This window comes from Serratia sp. DD3, from assembly GCF_000496755.2.
In genome coordinates this window covers 1-19,400 of record NZ_AYKS02000031.1, presented here as the reverse complement: position 1 = coordinate 19,400, position 19,400 = coordinate 1, and the positions used below count along the sequence as shown (strand labels likewise).

The window sequence follows — 19,400 nt, the reverse complement described above, 5'->3', positions numbered from 1 at the left end:
CTACCTACGTTGGTATCTCGATATGGCCGAACCTCGTTTTATTCATCTTCGTGTCCACAGTGATTACTCCATGGTGGATGGGCTAGCCAAGATTGGTCCGTTGGTGAAAAGAGCAGCTGCGCAAGGCATGCCAGCCCTGGCGATCACCGATTTCACTAACTTATGTGGGTTGGTGAAATTTTATGGCGATGCACATGGTGCTGGGGTCAAGCCGATAATCGGTGCGGATTTCCTGGTACAAAGTGACATGTTGGGTGATGAGCTGGCACAGCTTACCGTCCTTGCCGCCAACAATGAAGGTTATCAGAATCTCACCTTATTGATCTCCAAAGCCTATCAGCGCGGTTATGGTGCGATGGGGCCGATCATTGATCGTGATTGGTTAATTGAACATCGGGCGGGTTTAATCCTGCTCTCCGGTGGGCGCATGGGGGATGTTGGCAAATTTTTGTTACGGGGCAACCAGGCTCTGGTTGACCAATGCCTCGAGTTTTACCAATGTTATTTTCCAGACAGTTATTATCTTGAACTGATCCGCACGGCGCGTGCAGATGAAGAAAACTATTTGCACGCCGCTGTAGCACTGGCCACTGAACGAGGGTTGCCGGTGGTAGCCACCAATGAGGTCTGTTTTCTTGTAGAAGATGACTTTGACGCCCATGAGATCCGGGTGGCGATCCATGATGGTTTTACCTTAGATGACCCCAAACGACCACGAAACTACAGCCCACAGCAGTATCTGCGTAGTGAAGATGAAATGTGTGAGCTGTTTGCTGACATTCCAGAAGCCCTACTCAACAGTGTCGAGATTGCTAAACGCTGTAATGTGACCATCCGCTTGGGTGAGTATTTCCTGCCACAGTTTCCTACCGGGGATATGACCACTGAAGACTTCCTGGTGGTGAAGTCTAAAGCCGGGTTGGAGGAGCGTCTTGAGTTCCTGTTCCCAGACCCTGAAGTTCGCAGCCAACGGCGTGTTGAGTATGATGAACGCCTGGATGTGGAACTGGAAGTCATCAATCAGATGGGGTTCCCTGGCTACTTCCTGATTGTTATGGAGTTCATTCAGTGGTCGAAAGATAATAACGTGCCTGTTGGCCCTGGGCGCGGTTCTGGTGCAGGCTCACTCGTGGCTTATGCGCTCAAAATCACCGACATTGATCCTCTGGCGTTTGACCTACTGTTCGAACGTTTTTTGAACCCTGAACGTGTTTCAATGCCCGATTTCGACGTTGATTTCTGTATGGAAAAGCGTGATCAGGTGATCGAACACGTCGCCGATATGTATGGCCGTGAAGCGGTATCACAGATTATTACCTTTGGTACCATGGCGGCGAAAGCGGTAATTCGCGATGTGGGGCGTGTGTTGGGGCACCCTTACGGTTTTGTGGACCGTATTTCCAAGTTGGTCCCCCCTGACCCCGGCATGACGCTAGAGAAGGCGTTTGCCGCAGAACCGCAACTCCCAGAAATTTATGAGGCCGACGAAGAAGTCAAAGCGTTGATCGATATGGCGCGCAAACTGGAAGGGGTGACGCGCAACGCCGGGAAACACGCCGGGGGGGTGGTGATCGCACCCACCAAAATTACTGACTTTGCTCCACTATATTGCGATGCGGAAGGCCAGCATCCAGTTACCCAGTTTGACAAGAACGATGTGGAATATGCCGGGCTGGTAAAATTCGACTTCTTGGGGCTGCGTACCCTGACCATCATCGATTGGGCGTTGGAGATGATCAATGCCCGTCGCGCTAGAAGTGGGCTGGAGCCAATAGATATTTCTGCTATCCCACTGGATGACAAGAAAAGTTTTGACATGCTGCAGCGTTCGGAAACCACGGCGGTGTTCCAGCTTGAATCCCGTGGCATGAAAGACTTGATCAAACGCCTCAAGCCTGACTGTTTTGAAGATATGATCGCGCTGGTGGCGCTGTTCCGGCCTGGGCCATTGCAGTCAGGTATGGTGGATAACTTTATCGACCGTAAACATGGCCGTGAAGAGATCTCCTATCCTGATATCCAATGGCAGCATGAGTCGTTGAAACCGGTGCTAGAACCCACCTATGGCATTATCCTGTATCAGGAACAGGTCATGCAGATTGCCCAGGTTCTGGCGGGGTATACGCTGGGCGGTGCAGATATGTTGCGCCGTGCCATGGGTAAGAAAAAGCCGGAAGAGATGGCGAAGCAGCGTTCAGTGTTTGAGGACGGTGCGAAAAGCATGGGTGTCGACGGCGAACTGTCGATGAAGATTTTTGACCTGGTAGAGAAATTTGCCGGTTACGGCTTCAACAAATCTCACTCAGCAGCCTATGCACTGGTGTCATACCAGACGCTGTGGTTGAAAGCTCACTATCCCGCCGAGTTTATGGCGGCGGTGATGACCGCTGATATGGATAATACCGATAAGGTCGTCGGGCTGGTGGATGAGTGCTGGCGCATGGAGTTAAAAATTCTGCCGCCGGACATCAATAGTGGGCAGTATCATTTCCATGTTAATGGCGAAGGTGAGATTGTTTACGGCATTGGCGCGATTAAAGGTGTGGGGGAAGGGCCAATAGAGGCCATTATCGAAGCCCGTAATAGTGGGGAGCAGGGCTATTTCAAGGACCTGTTTGACCTGTGCGCCCGTACTGATACCAAAAAACTCAACCGTCGGATACTGGAAAAACTGATTATGTCCGGGGCGTTTGATCGCCTGGGGCCACACCGTGCGGCACTGATGAATTCGCTGAATGATGCACTGAAAGCAGCCGATCAACATGCTAAAGCGGAAGCCATAGGTCAGGCGGATATGTTTGGCGTATTGGCAGAAGCGCCAGAGCAGGTTGAGCAATCTTACGCGAATGTCCCGCGCTGGCAGGAACAGGTGGTGCTCGATGGTGAACGGGAAACCTTGGGGCTCTACCTTACTGGCCATCCGATTACCCAATATTTGAAAGAGATTGAACGTTATGCGGGTGGGCAGCGGCTGAAAGATATGCATCCGACCGATCGGGGTAAAATGACGACGGCAGTCGGGTTGGTGATTGCTTGTAAGGTGATGATGACCAAACGGGGTAATCGCATTGGCATCTGTACACTGGATGATCGTTCTGGCCGCCTGGATGTGATGTTATTTACCGATGCATTGGAAAAATACCAGCATTTGTTGGAAAAAGACCGTATCCTGATTGCGAATGGACAGGTCAGCTTTGATGACTTTAATGGTGGGCTTAAAATGACAGCCCGTGAACTCATGGACATCAGTGACGCCCGTGAAAAATATGCCCGTGGGCTTGCTATCTCGCTAACGGACAGGCAAATTGATGAACAGCTTTTGAACCGTCTCCGTCAGTCTTTGGAACCTCATCGCTCGGGGACGATTCCAGTGCATCTCTACTATCAACGGGAAGATGCACGAGCCAGACTACGCTTTGGTGCAACCTGGCGCGTGACACCCACTGACCGCTTGTTGATTGATTTGCGGACCTTGGTAGGTAATGAACAGGTTGAACTGGAATTTGACTAAAATAGGAACACTATGAGTCTGAATTTTCTTAATTTTGAACAGCCGATTGCAGAGTTGGAAGCGAAAATTGACTCGCTGACCTCAGTCAGCCGTCAAGACGAAAAGTTAGATATTAATCTAGATGAAGAGGTTGAGCGATTACGCGAAAAGAGCGTTGAGCTGACACGCAAGATTTTTTCTGATCTTGGGGCTTGGCAGATTGCCCAACTCGCCCGTCACCCACTCCGTCCTTATACGCTGGATTATATCAAGTATATCTTCACTGATTTTGAAGAGTTGGCAGGTGATCGTGCCTATGCCGATGACAAAGCTATTGTGGGGGGGATTGCGCGGCTCGATGGCCGCCCGGTGATGATCATTGGTCATCAGAAAGGGCGCGAAACCAAAGAGAAAATTCGTCGTAACTTTGGTATGCCGGCACCGGAAGGTTACCGTAAGGCGTTACGCCTGATGGAAATGGCTTCCCGCTTCAAAATGCCGCTGATTACTTTCATCGATACTCCCGGTGCTTATCCAGGCGTGGGGGCGGAAGAGCGTGGTCAATCGGAAGCTATCGCGCGTAACTTGCGTGAAATGTCCCGCCTGAATATTCCGGTGATCTGTACGGTCATCGGTGAAGGGGGATCTGGTGGTGCGCTGGCGATTGGTGTGGGTGATAAAGTCAATATGCTGCAATACAGCACTTATTCGGTGATTTCGCCAGAGGGTTGCGCTTCCATTCTGTGGAAAAGTGCCGATAAAGCGCCGATTGCCGCGGAAGCCATGGGTATTACGGCTCCACGTTTGAAAGAGTTAAAGCTGATCGATTCGGTGATCCCTGAGCCACTGGGTTCTGCACATCGTGATGTTCCCGCCATGGCGGCTTCGCTGAAGGCACAGTTGCTGGCGGACCTGGCGGAATTGGATAATCTGAGTAACGAAGAATTGCTCAATCGTCGTTATCAGCGGTTGATGAATTACGGTTACTGCTAATATTTAGTAGCAGGTTAACAAGGGTGTTGGCGGTGTTAGCAGGTTTCTCCTGGTAACCCTCAGCACCCTTGTCGTTTGTGTCTACCCGTTGCCATTCAAGCGGCAGTGGTGTTGGCTACGTGCGTTCACCCTAGTCATATAGTTTACCTATGCTCCTTGGGATTTACGCCCTTGCCGCCTAACTGTAACTCGAATGAACTTGGGACATAAGCCAGTGGTGGCTAATTAACAGGATAGATTCGATGAATATCATTGCAATCATGAGCCCGATGGGCGTTTATTACAAAGATGAGCCCATCCGGGAGCTGCACACTGCCCTGGCTGCAATGGGATTCCAACTGGTCTATCCCAAAAATAGTGGCGACTTGTTGAAGTTGATTGAGGACAATGCGCGCATTTGTGGTGTGATTTTCGATTGGGATGATTACAGTCTTGAGTTATGCAGCGAAATCAACGATCTCAATGAGTATTTGCCACTGTATGCCTTTATCAACACGCATTCGACGTTTGATGTCACCCTGCACGAAATGCGCATGGTGCTCTATTTCTTTGAGTATGGCCTGAGTACGGCCGATGATATCGCCCAACGCATTCGGCAGTATACCGATGAATATATTGATACCATCACACCGCCACTAACTAAGGCGTTGTTTACCTATGTGAAAGAGGGGAAATATACTTTCTGTACCCCAGGCCATATGGGGGGGACGGCATTTCAGAAAAGTCCGGTAGGCAGCCTGTTTTATGATTTTTTTGGTGCCAACACCTTAAAGGCCGATATTTCAGTTTCGGTAACTGAACTGGGTTCATTACTTGATCACAGTGGGCCGCATTTGGAAGCAGAAGAGTATATTGCCCGTACTTTCAATGCAGAACAGAGCTATCTGGTCACCAATGGCACCTCTACTGCCAACAAGATTGTCGGGATGTATGCCATTCCGGCGGGGCGTACCGTGCTGATTGATCGCAATTGCCATAAATCCTTATGTCATTTGTTGATGATGTGCGACATCGTGCCCATTTACCTGCGTCCATTGCGTAATGCGTATGGTATTTTAGGTGGCATCCCTCAGCGAGAGTTTACCCACGATAGCATTGCCAAACGGGTGGCAGAAACCACCAATGCCAGTTGGCCAGTGCATGCGGTGATCACTAATTCGACCTATGATGGTCTGTTGTACAACACGGATTACATCAAACAGACGTTGGATGTAGCATCGATTCACTTTGATTCAGCATGGGTACCTTACACCAATTTTCACCCGATTTACGCTGGAAAAAGTGGCATGAGTGGCGAGCGTATTCCAGGTAAGGTGATTTATGAAACGCAATCGACACATAAACTGTTGGCGGCTTTTTCACAGGCTTCAATGATCCACATTAAGGGTGACTACGACGAGGGCACCTTTAATGAAGCCTATATGATGCATACCACCACTTCTCCGCATTATGGCATTGTCGCTTCGATGGAGACCGCCGCAGCGATGCTGCGTGGTAACCCTGGGCGACGGATCATTAATCGTTCAGTAGAGCGAGCATTGCATTTTCGTCGTGAAATACAACGCTTGCGAGATGAGAGTGATAGCTGGTTTTTTGATATCTGGCAGCCAGGAAAAATCGATGAGGCAGAGTGCTGGCCACTGGATCCTGACGATAACTGGCATGGTTTCGGCCATACCGATGCTGACCATATGTATCTGGACCCCATCAAGGTCACCATCTTGACGCCTGGCATGAATGAACTGGGGGAGTTGGAAGATTCAGGTATCCCTGCCGCCCTGGTGGCCAAATATCTTGATCAACGCGGGATTGTGGTTGAAAAAACCGGACCTTACAATTTGCTGTTTTTGTTCAGTATTGGCATCGATAAAACCAAGGCTATGAGCCTGCTGCGTAGTCTGACCGATTTCAAACGTGGCTATGATCTCAATTTATTAATAAAGAACATGCTGCCGGATCTCTATGCAGAGGATCCTGATTTTTACCGTAATATGCGCATTCAGGATCTGGCGGCCGGGATCCACCAATTAATCTGCAAGCATAATTTACCTCACTTGATGCTGTGCGCATTTGATGTGTTACCAGAGATGAAACTGACCCCTTACCAGATGTTCCAGCAGCAGGTGAGTGGTAATGTCGAAACCTGCGAGATTGACCACTTGATCGGCAGGGTTGCCGCCAACATGATCTTGCCCTATCCACCTGGCGTGCCTTTGGTGATGCCTGGCGAGATGATCACCGAAGAGAGTCGCGGCGTGCTCGATTTTCTGCTGATGCTGTGTTCAATTGGTGAACATTATCCAGGGTTTGAAACCGATATTCACGGAGCCAAATTGACTGAAGATGGTCGTTATCTAGTGAATGTTTTGAAAACAACCGCGGTTTGATGGCGTCATCGCTTATCTTTTGGACCTGAAGGCATTTTTCAGGTGGATGGCAACATAGTGGATGGCAAAATAGTGGAGTTTATTTATGTTGGCTTTGCAGCAAGTTCACCATATCGCGGTGATAGCGTCTGATTACCCGGTCAGTAAACATTTTTACTGCGACATTTTAGGGTTTACCCTGTTAGCAGAGGTCTATCGTCAGGAGCGAGACTCCTGGAAAGCGGATCTGGCACTGAATGGTCAATACACGATTGAGCTGTTTTCGTTCCCATCGCCGCCAGCACGGCCTAGTCATCCAGAGGCCTGCGGCCTGCGTCACTTGGCATTCAGTGTGGCAGATATTGATGCGGCAATAGCCCATTTACAGGCGGCAGGCGTCACCTGTGAAGCGGTACGTATTGATCCCTATACCCAGTCCCGCTTTACTTTTTTCAATGATCCAGATGGGTTACCGCTGGAATTATATGAGCTCTAGTTTATTCAGGCTGTGAACTGTAATAAACACGGTGAACTGTAATAAACACTGTTAACTGTAATAAATACTGTTAACTGTAATAAACACAATGATGATAGGGTGCAAACTCTGCGCAATCGATGAATACGAATCCGCTTGTTAGGCAAATCAGAGATTTTCTGGGGAGTGAGCGCCAACTCTTGGTGGCGTTTAGTGGGGGGTTAGACTCCACGGTATTGCTGCATTTGTTGGTTCAATTGCGCCAACAGCAGCCTGATCTGGTGCTGCGTGCGGTGCATGTCCATCATGGGTTGAGTGACTTTGCCGATAGTTGGGTGGCGCATTGCCAACAACAGTGTGAGTCTTGGCAGATGCCGCTGGTGGTTCAGCAAGTGAAGGTGGATGGTCGAGCCGGGGGGATTGAGGCCGCGGCCAGAGCGGTGCGATACCAGGCTTTCAGTGAAACCCTGTTGGTAGGTGAAGCTCTGCTGACGGCACAACATCTTGATGACCAATGTGAAACCTTTTTGTTGGCTTTAAAACGGGGTAGCGGTCCTGCGGGGCTTTCTGCTATGGCAGCAAGAACGCATCTGGGAAATAATTTCTTGCTGCGGCCATTGTTGCCATTCTCACGCCAGCAATTGGAGCTTTACGCACAGCAGTATCAACTTAGTTGGATCGAGGATGACAGCAACCAGGACTGCCGTTTTGATCGTAATTTTTTGCGCCTGAATGTCCTGCCCTTATTAAATCAACGTTGGCCACATTTTGCCGCTGCAACGGCACGCAGTGCCAGCTTATGTGCCGAGCAAGAGCAACTGCTTGATGAGCTGCTAGCAGAGCAGTTGGCCTTGTTGCTGGATCAGCACAATTCACTGGCTATCACCGGGTTACAAACGTGTTCAGATGCCAAGCGTTATGCGTTGTTGCGCCGTTGGATCGCCTTGTTTGGTGTATCTCTCCCTGCGCGCGATGGCTTGCATAAACTTTGGCATGAGGTGGCTTTGAGCCAGGCTGATGCAGAACCGCAATTACAATTAGGTGACTACCAGATTCGTCGTTTCCGTCAGCGCTTGTATCTACTGCCGCGGATGCGTGATTTGAGTGAAAAACAGTTACCTTGGCAATGTGATGCCGATGCTGCCTTGGTATTGCCTGATGGGTTAGGCACCTTGTGGGTTGGTGAGGGTGAATGCCGAGTGCGAGCACCGCAGCAACATGAACAGGTCAGTGTTCGTTTCGCCGCCACCGGGCGGGTACGTATCATCGGCCGTAGTGGATCAAGACCGATAAAAAAATTGTGGCAGGAGTTGGGTGTCCCCCCCTGGCTGCGTCAACGTACCCCGTTACTCTATTATGATGAGCAGTTGATTGCCGCTATTGGCCTGTTTATTACCGAAGAGGGGCAAGTGCCTGCCGGGGAGCCGGCTTATCGCTTTCGCTGGCAGCAAGAGTAACCGCTATTGGCTGAAAATGAGAAGGGCAGCCTAACGGCTGCCCTGTAGTGATTAAATTACCGGCCTGGTCAATCGGAAAGACTGACGACAATGGTACCTATATCTGGATGGCTAAAACTGCCGATATGGTCCAGACGTATATCCCGTTGACTCCCATTTTGCTCGATGGTGAGATACTCCACGCGCTTCTTTTGCAACAGGTCGAGGGCTTTCGCTTCGATGATTTCCCCGTCGCGTAACGCCAACTTCAGAATATACTTATGCTGACAGGCGAGTTCTAAGTTGTCGTAGTCATCACAATTGATGGGGTGGTATTCATCATTTATCAACATAGTCGCTCACCAATAAGTTAGCGGCGGCAAAAGCCGCCTGTTCTCTAATGGAGGACGATAGCTCGCTATTTGCTGCCACTTCGTCCAATGCCTTTAAAACGCAGGCTAACGCATCAGGCACGTAACCCAGATCCCCACTGCCGATCTGAGCATAAAAACGGCGTACTAACTCACAATATTGTTGCACAATATCCTCCTTCAAGATCTGTCTATTACCGGCATACCGCAGGGAATAGAGAGAGATACTCGGAGTTATATCCTATCTAGACGACTATAGCACAGCTGTTGTTGAGTTATTAAGTCTTGGTAACGGCTTTCTAACACCCATCTTTATCGCTGTACTGGCTGCTAACCGCCTGGATCAAGTACACTGTCAGCGATTAATAATGAGGTTACCCATGGCGCTGAAAGCAACCATTTACAAAGCTACGGTCAATATCGCTGATATGGATCGCCATTTTTACCACGATACTACGCTCACGTTGGCTCAGCATCCTTCAGAAACGGAGCAACGTATGATGCTCCGCTTACTGGCCTGGATTTGTCATGCGGATGAACGTCTGGTCTTTACCAAGGGGTTGAGTGCAGAGGACGAACCAGAAATTTGGCAACGGAACGACCATAATGGGCTAGAAATGTGGATTGAGTTGGGTTTGCCGGATGAGAAGCGGATTAAAAAAGCCTGTAACCAGTCGCCTAGGGTGGTGCTCTATGCTTATGGTGAACGTGCAGGATACGTTTGGTGGCAAGGGATGCAGGGTAAAGTGGCGAACCACAAGAATCTGACCATTCGCTTTCTTGATGATAAGCAATTGTCACAGTTGGCGGCATTAGCCAACCGTAATATGACACTACAGGCGACTTTGCAGGAAGGGACGATTTGGCTTTCTGATGCTCAGAATAGTTTGGAAATTCAATTTGCCCAGTGGCAGCAAGCGCAGGATTAATCGGTGTTAGCACTGTCAAAAAGCCGGATGATCCCGGATAATGAAATAGAGTTAACGGCGATCCGTGCCCAAGGGGCGGGTGGCCAACATGTCAATAAAGCGTCAACGGCGATTCACTTGCGTTTTGACATCCGAGCATCTAGCCTGCCAGACTATTATAAACAGCGGTTACTGGCGTTTAGTCATCATTTAATCACTACCGAGGGGGTGGTGATTATTAAAGCTCAGGAGTATCGCAGCCAGGAGTTAAATCGTGAGGCGGCGCTGGCCCGATTGATGGCGTTGATTCAGCAGGCGATGGTGGTTGAAAAAACTCGCCACGCAACCAAACCCAGCAAAGGGGCAAAGTTGCGTCGTCTGGAAACCAAAGTGCGTAAAGGAGCGGTTAAAGCGCTACGTAGCAAGGTTCATCCGTAGGTTATACTCAGGGTAAAAATAAATTACAGCAGGAGAGTCACGGTGAAGACAATAACGATTGCTCTGTTCTTAGCAGCAGGGGCCCTTTCGTTGCTGGGGTGTAATAATCAGTACCCGGCTAAAGAACAAGCACTGCAGCCGATGCAACAAAGTTATCAAGGCTTATTGCCTTGTGCGGATTGCAGCGGAATAGATACCTCGCTATTTCTTGATGAAGATGGAACCTTTGTTCTACAGCAAACTTATCGTGGTGCTAAAGGTGGCGATCAAACGTTTACCAGCCATGGTACTTGGGCACGTACTGCAGATAAGCTGACATTAACCGAGAGCAACGGTGAAAAACGCTATTTTCACCCGGAAGGTAAAGTGTTGAGAATGCTTGACCGAAGTGGTGCTCCGATTGTATCCCAGCTGAATTATGTGCTGTCACCGGTAAGCAAGCCCTTACCACAGACCTCAATGCCACTGACCGGGCTCTATACCTATCTGGCAGATGCCGCGGTATTTAAAGATTGTGTGACCGGTAAAACCTTCCCGGTGGTTAATAACATCGCGTTAGAAAAAGGCTATCTGCAGGCTCGTAAGGCACCGGGCGAACCGGTATTTCTAATGTTGAATGGTCATTTCAGTGTGCAGCCTTCCATGGAAGAGGGGCGGACGATAAAGTCGCTGGTCCCTGAACCGAACGGTAAATTTACGTTTGACAACAGCAAGAGTTGTGCTCATTGATCGCATTTAAGCTGATTGAATCGTGAGCGTTTTATCCCGTACACCGTAAGAAAAACTCGCTGTTCTTAGGGGGGCGGGATATCAACCTGAGATTTTCAGGATCGCTTTTGATGATCGCAAGTCAGGGTACTTTGGTCTGATTCGCTAACTGTGAAGGGGATTCCATCGCTGAAGAGTGATCATTGTCTGGCACTTTTGAGCGTAAATAAATCCCTGGTTTGATGTGACCGATATAATGCAGCGACTGACTGGGTGCTATGGTGGCAATATCGCCTTGTCGCATATGCAGTAAATCCCCTGGACTCACCCAGCCCGCTTTAGCTAACGTAACGGGTTGCCCGGCATACTCGAAAGCAGCAAGGACAAACTCTGAACAAAAATAGCGGGATTCACCATTGGTGGGGGTCGCGAGTTGCGCCTTGGCCATGCCTTTTACGCATTGTTGGCGAAAATCCTGCGAGAACGGATTTAATGAACAAAGTCGTTTCGTCACCATAAAGGGCATCATCTCGACTATCCCTTGATAGTTATATTGACTGCCTAACTTTTGTTGAGCAAATTCACGGATTTTAATGGCTTGTTCTGCGGTTAATCCTGGCATACGTAAAGCGAACAACTTGTCACTATGTGCGCGCATCTCTTCCAGCGTGATAATCTGCACACCGGCACCTACCGATTCAGCGACCTGCCCATGACCAATATAGATAGCGACATGGCTGACCGAGGAAGCACTGAACAGGCGGATCCCGAGTGATGTCAGGCCAATGGAGGAGGAAAACAGCAAATCCCCTTCCTGCAGATCAGCCTGATGGATTTCATGGTAGGTGTTGCCCTGAATGGAACTGATGGATTGAAATCGCACATCTACGGGCTGGGCAGACTTTGATTGCTCTTTTTCTGACAAGGCAATATCCATAGTACAGCCAGTGAGTAACATCGGTAGCAGAGCAATCAGGTAGAGGGAGGATTTGCACGACAATGTCATTATTGAGTCCTTTGCTGGCCTGCTTCCTGAGTAGAGCACCCTGTATTACGGGTGCTCTAGATACTGATTACTGATATCAGCGTTTGATTTGTGCCAACAGAAAATCAATGATTTCACTGGTTTTAATCATCTGTTTCTCACCAACGCGGCGGTTTTTGTACTCGATCTCTTCACTATCGAGGTTACGATCACCAATCACAATAGAGTGAGGAACACCAATCAACTCCATATCGGCGAACATAACCCCAGGACGCTCTTTACGATCATCAAGAATAACGTCAATGCCTTTTGAACGTAGCGTGTCGTACAGCTCTTCCGCCAGCGCTTGCACACGGAAGGATTTGTGCATATTCATGGGTAGAATAGCGACCTGGAAAGGGGCAATGGCATCCGGCCAAATAATGCCGCGCTCATCGTAGTTTTGCTCGATAGCGGCGGCCACCACTCGGCTAACACCAATACCGTAGCATCCCATCGTCAAGACCTGATTACGGCCATCTTCACCTTGTACCGTTGCTTTCATTGCTTCCGAGTATTTGGTCCCCAGTTGGAAGATATGCCCAACTTCAATACCGCGTTTGATGAGCAGTGTGCCTTTCCCATCAGGGCTGGCATCACCTTCCACCACATTACGGATATCGGCAGTGGCTGGTAGCGGCAGGTCACGCTGCCAGTTAATGCCAAAGTAGTGTTTACCATCAATATTGGCACCCGCAGAGAAATCACTCATTACTGCAACACTGCGATCAATAACCAGCGGGATGGCCAGGTTAACTGGGCCAAGAGAACCGGGGCCAGCGCCTACAATAGCGTGGATCTCTTCTTCGGTAGCAAAAGTCAACGGCTTGGCGACTTGAGGTAGTTTTTCTGCCTTGATTTCATTGAGCTGATGATCACCACGCACCAAGAGTGCAACGAGCTTATGGCCACTGTGCTCATCAGCGTGAACCATTAAGGTTTTCACGGTTTTTTCTATCGGAAACTGGAACTGTTCAACCAGGTCAGCAATGGTTTTGGCGTTTGGCGTGTCAACAATACGCAGTTCTTCGCTTGCTGCGGCCAGCGGATGAGCGGGTGCTATTGCTTCAGCCAGTTCGATATTGGCGGCATAATCAGAATGGGTGGAGAACACAATATCATCTTCGCCACTGTCCGCCAGCACTTGGAACTCATGTGATGCACTGCCACCAATCGAGCCGGTATCAGCCAGTACGGCACGGAAATCGAGACCGATGCGATTAAAGATGGCGCTGTAGGCTTGGTACATGGCGTCGTAGGTTGTTTGCAACGATTCCTGTGAGGTATGGAACGAGTAAGCGTCTTTCATCAGGAATTCACGTGCGCGCATCACACCAAAACGTGGGCGAACTTCATCACGGAACTTGGTTTGGATTTGGAAGAAATTCAGCGGCAGTTGCTTGTAGGAGCTGACTTCATTACGGATCAGATCGGTGATCACTTCCTCATGGGTTGGGCCCAGCACAAACGGACGCTCACCGCGATCAACAAAACGTAATAATTCCGGGCCATATTGCTCCCAGCGACCACTTTCCTGCCACAGATCGGCGGGTTGAACGACCGGCATGGAAACTTCGATCGCATTAGCATTGTTCATTTCTTCACGAACGATGTTTTCAACCTTCTTGAGCACTCGCAAGCCAGTAGGCAACCAGGTATAAAGACCGGAGGCCAGCTTGCGGATCATTCCGGCGCGCAGCATCAACTGGTGGCTGATCACTTCGGCATCGGCAGGGGTCTCCTTCAGGGTGGAGAGCAGATATTGGCTTGTACGCATGGTGTTTGGTTCCGTTAGAACTGCGAGTTTTATCGGGCTGTTAGAGGCAGCCAACATATTCAAAAGTGGTTTAGTTTACCAGCGCAAGCGGGTTGTCAAAAGAGAGAAGGTGGAATTTTAGCGAACATCCAATGACAACACTTCTGTTTGACCATTCACCAGCCGCCAACGCACATTGAACTCCAGCAGCCATACCGCATATTCACGCTCGCTCGCTGATTCTTTGCGATAGGCAGGGCGCGGGTCTTGCGCGAGAACCTGAGTAATAAAACGGCGTAAGTGAGGGTAACGCGGCTGGTGCTGTTGTAACTGTCGCTCCGCCTGTGTAGAGAAATAAACCGGCATATCGGCCGTGGGTGGTAATTGAGCAAAACCTGCTTGTGCCTGCGGCTTACTGTCGGCAAAGGGTAAATAAGGTTTGATGTCCACCACCGGGGTACCATCAACCAGGTCCAGGCTACCTAACTTGAGTATCAGCTGATCCCCTTGAGTTTCTATGCCTTTGAGTTCAATCAATGACATGCCGAGAGGGTTAGGGCGGAAGGTTGAACGGGTGGCGAATACTCCCATACGAGTATTTCCCCCCAGGCGAGGAGGACGTACCGTAGGCCGCCACCCCCCCGCCATCGTTTGATGGAAAACAAAAATTATCCATAGGTGACTGAATTCGCTGAGGCCGCGCACCGCTTCTACTTGATTGTATGGCGGTAAGAGCAGCAGTTCCCCATTCCCATCTTCCACTAACCCTGGTTGGCGGGGAACCGCAAACTTTTCTTTATAGGGTGAGCGGATAATGCCGATTTGGTTAACAACAAACTCACTCATTTGGATGAGACATTAAGTGCCGAGCCTTGGCAAATCGCTTGTCGGTAACAGTTACCAACACCCGTGACAATTTGGCAGTCATGCAATAGCACGACATTGGCATTCATGGTCGATGCGCGGCTTTGCATACGTTTGCGGGCGGTAGCCAGATTGGGTGGGGTATCCTGAATTGTGGCTTGGCAAGATTCGCCAGAGACGGTACCTAACTCACGAAAAGGTTTACCCGCTAATTCGTCTACGCTGCTATAAACAACGGGGGTGGCACGAGATCCAGAAACGGAGGAGGTGGTATTACTTGATGCAGAACTTGCCGGAGGAGTCAGGTTGTGGGATGAAGAGCTGTGCCAAGTAGAACATCCCGTTAGCATAAGTGCTAACAAACCAAGAGGGAAAACACGCATAGAAATTTCTCTTTCTGGTTATAAAAGTAGCGCTATTGAAGCAATGTCTGGCAAAAATAACAAGATTTGTCTTTGTTCACGCTATCATATTAGCTATATGACCGTCATCTTATCCCCAAGTTGCTACAAACTGCAGCAAGTTGGCTGCAGTTTGTATGGCAACAGGTATCAATGATTACCAGCCTTTTACTGCACCGCCATTGAAGATTTTGTTCGCAGCCTGATTAACTTCTTCAGACTGGTAAGCCTGAGCGAATTTTTTCACTTTCTCGGCATCCTTGTTATCTTCACGGGCAACCATGATGTTGACATAAGGAGACTCTTTATCTTCAACAAACAGGCCATCTTTGGCTGGTGTCAGCCCAATCTGGCTAGCATAGGTGGTGTTGATGATAGCCAAGGCAATTTGTTGATCATCGAGTGAGCGTGGTAATTGTGGGGCTTCCAGCTCAACCAACTTCAGGTTTTTTGGATTTTCAGTGACATCCAATACTGTTGGCAGTAAACCAACGCCATCTTTTAGTTTGATCAGCCCTTCTTTTTGCAGCAACAGCAAGGAACGACCCAGATTAGTAGGGTCATTCGGTAATGCCACTTGTGAACCGTCTTTCAACTCAGACACGGCTTTGATTTTCTTGGAATAGCCAGCGATGGGATAAACGAAGGTGTTACCAACAGAAACCAGTTTATAGCCACGATCTTTGATTTGCTGATCCAGATAAGGTTTGTGCTGGAATGCGTTCAGATCAATATCCCCTTTGCTTAAGGCTTCATTGGGCAGAACATAGTCATTGAATGTCACCAGTTCAACATCCAAACCATACTTCTCTTTAGCGACTTTCTGTGCGACTTCAGCCACTTGCTGTTCAGCACCAACAATAACCCCCACCTTGATATGGTTTGGATCTTTTTCATCCTGACCACAGCCAACAAGAGCCAACGTGCCGATCAGTGCGCCGACTGCTGCAATGGATTTAAATTTTAACGACATATCTCTTCCTCATTAGGTTCATATATCAAATACGCTTTACTTTCTATCATTCAAGATACAGCTAGGCTGTGTGATGAAATCTATCAAGTCGATGTGAACTTGTGGGTAACGCTATTTGTGTGTCACGGCCTTAACCAAGCGATCACCACAGAACTGGATCAGATAGACCAAGACAACCAGTAATATTAATACCGTATTCATCACGGTAGCGTTATAACCAATATATCCATACTGATAACCAATTTGACCTAAACCGCCTGCACCTACCGCTCCCCCCATGGCAGAATAACCGACCAGGGTAATCAAGGTGATAGTAGCTGCATTCACCAAACCAGGTAGCGCCTCAGGCAGCAGTACTTTAGTTATGATCTGCATCGGGGTGGCCCCCATAGCACGAGCCGCTTCAACCAGGCCGGAAGGGATCTCCAACAGGGCGTTCTCAACCATGCGTGCAATAAAGGGTGCTGCACCGACAGTGAGTGGAACCATAGCGGCCTGCAAACCGATGGAGGTACCGACGATCATTCGGGTGAATGGGATCATCCAGACCAACAGGATAATGAACGGGATAGAACGGAATATGTTCACCAACCCGGACAACATCTTATATAGCGTGTTATTGGCGATGATTTGCCCTGGACGGGTGACATACAGTAGCACGCCAACTGGCAAGCCAAGTACAAAACCGAAAAAGCCAGAGACAAAGGTCATCGTGACGGTTTCCCACACACCACGGGCCATTAACCACATCATTGCCTCAGACATAACCCAGAACCTCTACTTTTACCTGATTTTCTTTTAGGAATTCAATTGCCGCCAGGGCATCTTCGTCAGTCCCATGGAGTTCAGCCAGCATCACACCGAATTTCACACCGCCAGCGTAATCCATCTGTGCGCTGATAATGTTGTTATTCACATTAAAGCGGCGAGCGGCTTCAGACAGCAAGGGCGCATCCACGGATCGACCGGTAAATTCCAGTCGCAGCAGCGGGTGACGACCATCGACACGCTCTTGGACCAGACGGTTGGCATAATCATCCGGGATATCCAGATGTAATGTGGCTTGGATAAATTGTTGTGCCAACGGAGTCTTGGGATGTGAGAAGACTTCGCTGACGCTGTCTTTCTCAATCAGTTGCCCTTGGCTGATTACGGCGACTTGATCACAGATGCGTTTCACCACGTCCATTTCATGGGTGATCAACAGAATGGTTAACCCCAAACGACGGTTGATATCTTTCAGTAACTCCAAAATAGATCGGGTGGTGGCGGGGTCTAGCGCGCTGGTGGCTTCATCGCACAGTAAGACTTTAGGGTTACTTGCCAAGGCACGCGCAATGGCGACACGCTGTTTCTGACCACCAGACAGATTGGCCGGGTAGGCATCATGTTTATCTGACAGGCCAACCAGTTCCAGCAATTCTGTGACCCGTTTTTTGATTTCTGCACGTGACATACTGCCCAGTTCCAATGGCAGCGCCACATTACCGAAGACGGTACGGGAAGAGAGCAGATTAAAGTGCTGGAAAATCATGCCAATTTGGCGACGTGCATGTGTCAACTCATGTTCAGACAATGCCGTCAAATCCTGTCCATTGACCAGAACAGTACCTGATGTTGGCCGCTCAAGCATGTTGGCACAACGGATCAGCGTACTTTTACCCGCACCTGATGCACCAATAACGCCATAAATCTGACCGGCTGGGACGTGAAGAGTAACGTCAGACAGTGCCGTAATGGTGCGCACTCCCTGTTGAAACACTTTGCTGATGTTAGAAAGTTTAATCATATTCTTCTTATTTTTAGCGTTGTTGCTCGTGGCTAATGTTGCTGGTGGCTAAATAAAATAAACCAGGGCCTGAACCCAAGGATGAAACAGATGTTAAGGCGTCTAGACGTCCAAGTCAACGTTAACTCTATTCTTCATCGCCCATTCGTCGTTCTCAGCTTTGAGTAAAACATGCGATACTATGCCGGTTCTTAGCGCTTCAGGAGTATACCGGTGACACAGCGGGTTCCAGCAATTTTTTTAGATCGTGATGGCACGATTAATATCGATCATGGTTATGTCCATGAAATAGATGACTTCCAATTTATAGATGGTGTGATTGACGCATGCCGTGAACTGAAAAACATGGGTTTCGCGCTAGTGTTAGTGACCAACCAATCGGGTATTGCCCGTGGCAAATTCAGTGAACAGCAGTTTATGAGCCTGACTGAGTGGATGGATTGGTCATTGGCTGACCGTGATGTTGACTTGGATGGCATCTATTTCTGTCCACATCATCCCGAAGCGGCAATAGAAGAATATCGTCAGGTCTGTGACTGCCGTAAACCACAACCAGGGATGCTATTACAGGCACAAAAAGAACTGAATATCGACCTGGCTGCCTCTTATATGGTTGGCGACAAAATTGAAGATATGCAGGCGGCCACCAGTGCTGGCGTTGGGACTAAAGTCTTGGTTCGAACGGGTAAACCGGTCACTGAGGACGGTGAAAAAGCGGCAGATTGGGTGCTAAACAGCCTGAAAGATCTGCCAGAAGCGATTAAAAACCGAGCTTAGTGATACTTTCTGTCGCTTGAGTCAATAGGGGGAATCTCTGCCGTTTTGCAGTGAATCCCTCATCAGCGCTAGCTAGTGGGCTGTTTTATAACGTCTCCGTAAGTCGAGTTTTTAGTGAATTGCTATCGATAGAGAAAAAACCTGAAAATTAGGGTTGACTCTGAAAGAGGAAAGCGTAATATACGCCACCTCGAGTTGACGGGCTGAAGCCAGTAACTCACTGCTCTTTAACAATTTATCAGACAATCTGTGTGGGCACTCACAAGACGATATCCAGTTGCTTCGGCAACAAAAAAATATCAAGTCTTAAAGAGTGACTCATGTAAGTAAAATTCATGCAGTAATCTTTGAGCATCGCTATTAACTTAGCAAATCAAGCTTTTAATTGAAGAGTTTGATCATGGCTCAGATTGAACGCTGGCGGCAGGCTTAACACATGCAAGTCGAGCGGTAGCACAGGGGAGCTTGCTCCCTGGGTGACGAGCGGCGGACGGGTGAGTAATGTCTGGGAAACTGCCTGATGGAGGGGGATAACTACTGGAAACGGTAGCTAATACCGCATAACGTCGCAAGACCAAAGTGGGGGACCTTCGGGCCTCACACCATCGGATGTGCCCAGATGGGATTAGCT

Annotated in this window: 18 protein-coding genes and 1 rRNA gene; 10 read left to right on the top strand and 9 right to left on the bottom strand. The window is 49.0% G+C overall.

Translation table 11 applies throughout. The features are described 5' to 3' along the window. The first annotated feature begins 22 nt into the window (after positions 1 to 22). The 5 genes from dnaE (at position 23) to tilS (ending at position 8,781) form a co-directional block, all read left to right on the top strand. Positions 23 to 3,511: a DNA polymerase III subunit alpha gene (gene dnaE / locus IO95_RS04460; RefSeq protein WP_023489818.1), complete on the top strand. Its 3,489-nt coding sequence runs from the start codon at positions 23 to 25 to the stop codon at positions 3,509 to 3,511. A 12-nt stretch (positions 3,512 to 3,523) separates the two neighbouring features. After that, complete coding sequence (gene accA / locus IO95_RS04455) at positions 3,524 to 4,483, top strand: acetyl-CoA carboxylase carboxyl transferase subunit alpha (RefSeq protein ID WP_023489819.1); 960 nt, start codon at positions 3,524 to 3,526, stop codon at positions 4,481 to 4,483. A gap of 242 nt (positions 4,484 to 4,725) precedes the next feature. Further along, the gene (locus IO95_RS04450; RefSeq protein WP_023489820.1) at positions 4,726 to 6,870 is read left to right on the top strand and encodes a lysine decarboxylase LdcC; all 2,145 of its coding nucleotides are present in this window, start codon (positions 4,726 to 4,728) and stop codon (positions 6,868 to 6,870) included. An 85-nt stretch (positions 6,871 to 6,955) separates the two neighbouring features. Further along, positions 6,956 to 7,345, top strand: a complete 390-nt coding sequence (locus IO95_RS04445) for a VOC family protein (RefSeq protein ID WP_023489821.1) — start codon at positions 6,956 to 6,958, stop codon at positions 7,343 to 7,345. A 119-nt stretch (positions 7,346 to 7,464) separates the two neighbouring features. Beyond that, the gene (tilS, locus tag IO95_RS04440) at positions 7,465 to 8,781 is read left to right on the top strand and encodes a tRNA lysidine(34) synthetase TilS (protein WP_023489822.1); all 1,317 of its coding nucleotides are present in this window, start codon (positions 7,465 to 7,467) and stop codon (positions 8,779 to 8,781) included. A gap of 68 nt (positions 8,782 to 8,849) precedes the next feature. Here tilS and rof read toward each other — a convergent pair whose 3' ends face one another. Together rof and IO95_RS04430 are read right to left on the bottom strand one after the other, a co-directional pair. Beyond that, a complete protein-coding gene (gene rof / locus IO95_RS04435; protein WP_023489823.1) occupies positions 8,850 to 9,113 on the bottom strand; it encodes a Rho-binding antiterminator in 264 nt (87 codons plus the stop codon). After that, entirely contained in the window at positions 9,100 to 9,300 is a 201-nt protein-coding gene (locus tag IO95_RS04430; protein ID WP_037384060.1) for a YaeP family protein, read from the bottom strand. The genes rof and IO95_RS04430 overlap by 14 nt, the downstream gene beginning before the upstream one ends. A 211-nt stretch (positions 9,301 to 9,511) precedes the next feature. On the opposite strand from IO95_RS04430, the gene IO95_RS04425 reads away from it, so the two are divergent. From IO95_RS04425 to nlpE, 3 genes are read left to right on the top strand one after another with little or no spacing between them, the layout of a single operon-like run. Continuing rightward, entirely contained in the window at positions 9,512 to 10,060 is a 549-nt protein-coding gene (locus IO95_RS04425; protein ID WP_023491423.1) for a YaeQ family protein, read from the top strand. 3 nt (positions 10,061 to 10,063) lie between these two features. Beyond that, positions 10,064 to 10,477 (top strand): alternative ribosome rescue aminoacyl-tRNA hydrolase ArfB, encoded by a 414-nt coding sequence (gene arfB, locus IO95_RS04420; RefSeq protein WP_023491424.1) that lies wholly within the window; start codon positions 10,064 to 10,066, stop codon positions 10,475 to 10,477. A gap of 42 nt (positions 10,478 to 10,519) precedes the next feature. Beyond that, positions 10,520 to 11,206: an envelope stress response activation lipoprotein NlpE gene (gene nlpE / locus IO95_RS04415; protein ID WP_023491426.1), complete on the top strand. Its 687-nt coding sequence runs from the start codon at positions 10,520 to 10,522 to the stop codon at positions 11,204 to 11,206. Between the two features lie 121 nt (positions 11,207 to 11,327). Here nlpE and IO95_RS04410 read toward each other — a convergent pair whose 3' ends face one another. The 7 genes from IO95_RS04410 to metN form a co-directional block, all read right to left on the bottom strand. Continuing rightward, entirely contained in the window at positions 11,328 to 12,191 is an 864-nt protein-coding gene (locus tag IO95_RS04410) for a YaeF family permuted papain-like enzyme (RefSeq protein ID WP_023491428.1), read from the bottom strand. 76 nt (positions 12,192 to 12,267) lie between these two features. Then, positions 12,268 to 13,986, bottom strand: coding sequence for a proline--tRNA ligase (gene proS / locus IO95_RS04405; protein WP_023491429.1), 1,719 nt, complete (start codon positions 13,984 to 13,986; stop codon positions 12,268 to 12,270). A 117-nt stretch (positions 13,987 to 14,103) separates the two neighbouring features. Then, entirely contained in the window at positions 14,104 to 14,811 is a 708-nt protein-coding gene (gene tsaA / locus IO95_RS04400; protein ID WP_023491430.1) for a tRNA (N6-threonylcarbamoyladenosine(37)-N6)-methyltransferase TrmO, read from the bottom strand. Then, entirely contained in the window at positions 14,808 to 15,179 is a 372-nt protein-coding gene (rcsF, locus tag IO95_RS04395) for an Rcs stress response system protein RcsF (protein ID WP_369794331.1), read from the bottom strand. The genes tsaA and rcsF overlap by 4 nt, the downstream gene beginning before the upstream one ends. A 208-nt stretch (positions 15,180 to 15,387) precedes the next feature. Continuing rightward, positions 15,388 to 16,203, bottom strand: a complete 816-nt coding sequence (locus IO95_RS04390) for a MetQ/NlpA family lipoprotein (RefSeq protein ID WP_023491432.1) — start codon at positions 16,201 to 16,203, stop codon at positions 15,388 to 15,390. 111 nt (positions 16,204 to 16,314) lie between these two features. Further along, positions 16,315 to 16,968: a methionine ABC transporter permease MetI gene (locus tag IO95_RS04385; RefSeq protein WP_023492798.1), complete on the bottom strand. Its 654-nt coding sequence runs from the start codon at positions 16,966 to 16,968 to the stop codon at positions 16,315 to 16,317. Further along, positions 16,961 to 17,992 (bottom strand): methionine ABC transporter ATP-binding protein MetN, encoded by a 1,032-nt coding sequence (metN, locus tag IO95_RS04380; protein ID WP_023492799.1) that lies wholly within the window; start codon positions 17,990 to 17,992, stop codon positions 16,961 to 16,963. The genes IO95_RS04385 and metN overlap by 8 nt, the downstream gene beginning before the upstream one ends. Before the next feature lie 213 nt (positions 17,993 to 18,205). On the opposite strand from metN, the gene gmhB reads away from it, so the two are divergent. Together gmhB and IO95_RS04370 are read left to right on the top strand one after the other, a co-directional pair. After that, positions 18,206 to 18,769, top strand: coding sequence for a D-glycero-beta-D-manno-heptose 1,7-bisphosphate 7-phosphatase (gene gmhB, locus IO95_RS04375; protein ID WP_023492800.1), 564 nt, complete (start codon positions 18,206 to 18,208; stop codon positions 18,767 to 18,769). Between the two features lie 382 nt (positions 18,770 to 19,151). Then, positions 19,152 to 19,400: ribosomal RNA gene (locus IO95_RS04370) — 16S ribosomal RNA — on the top strand; the annotation flags it as partial.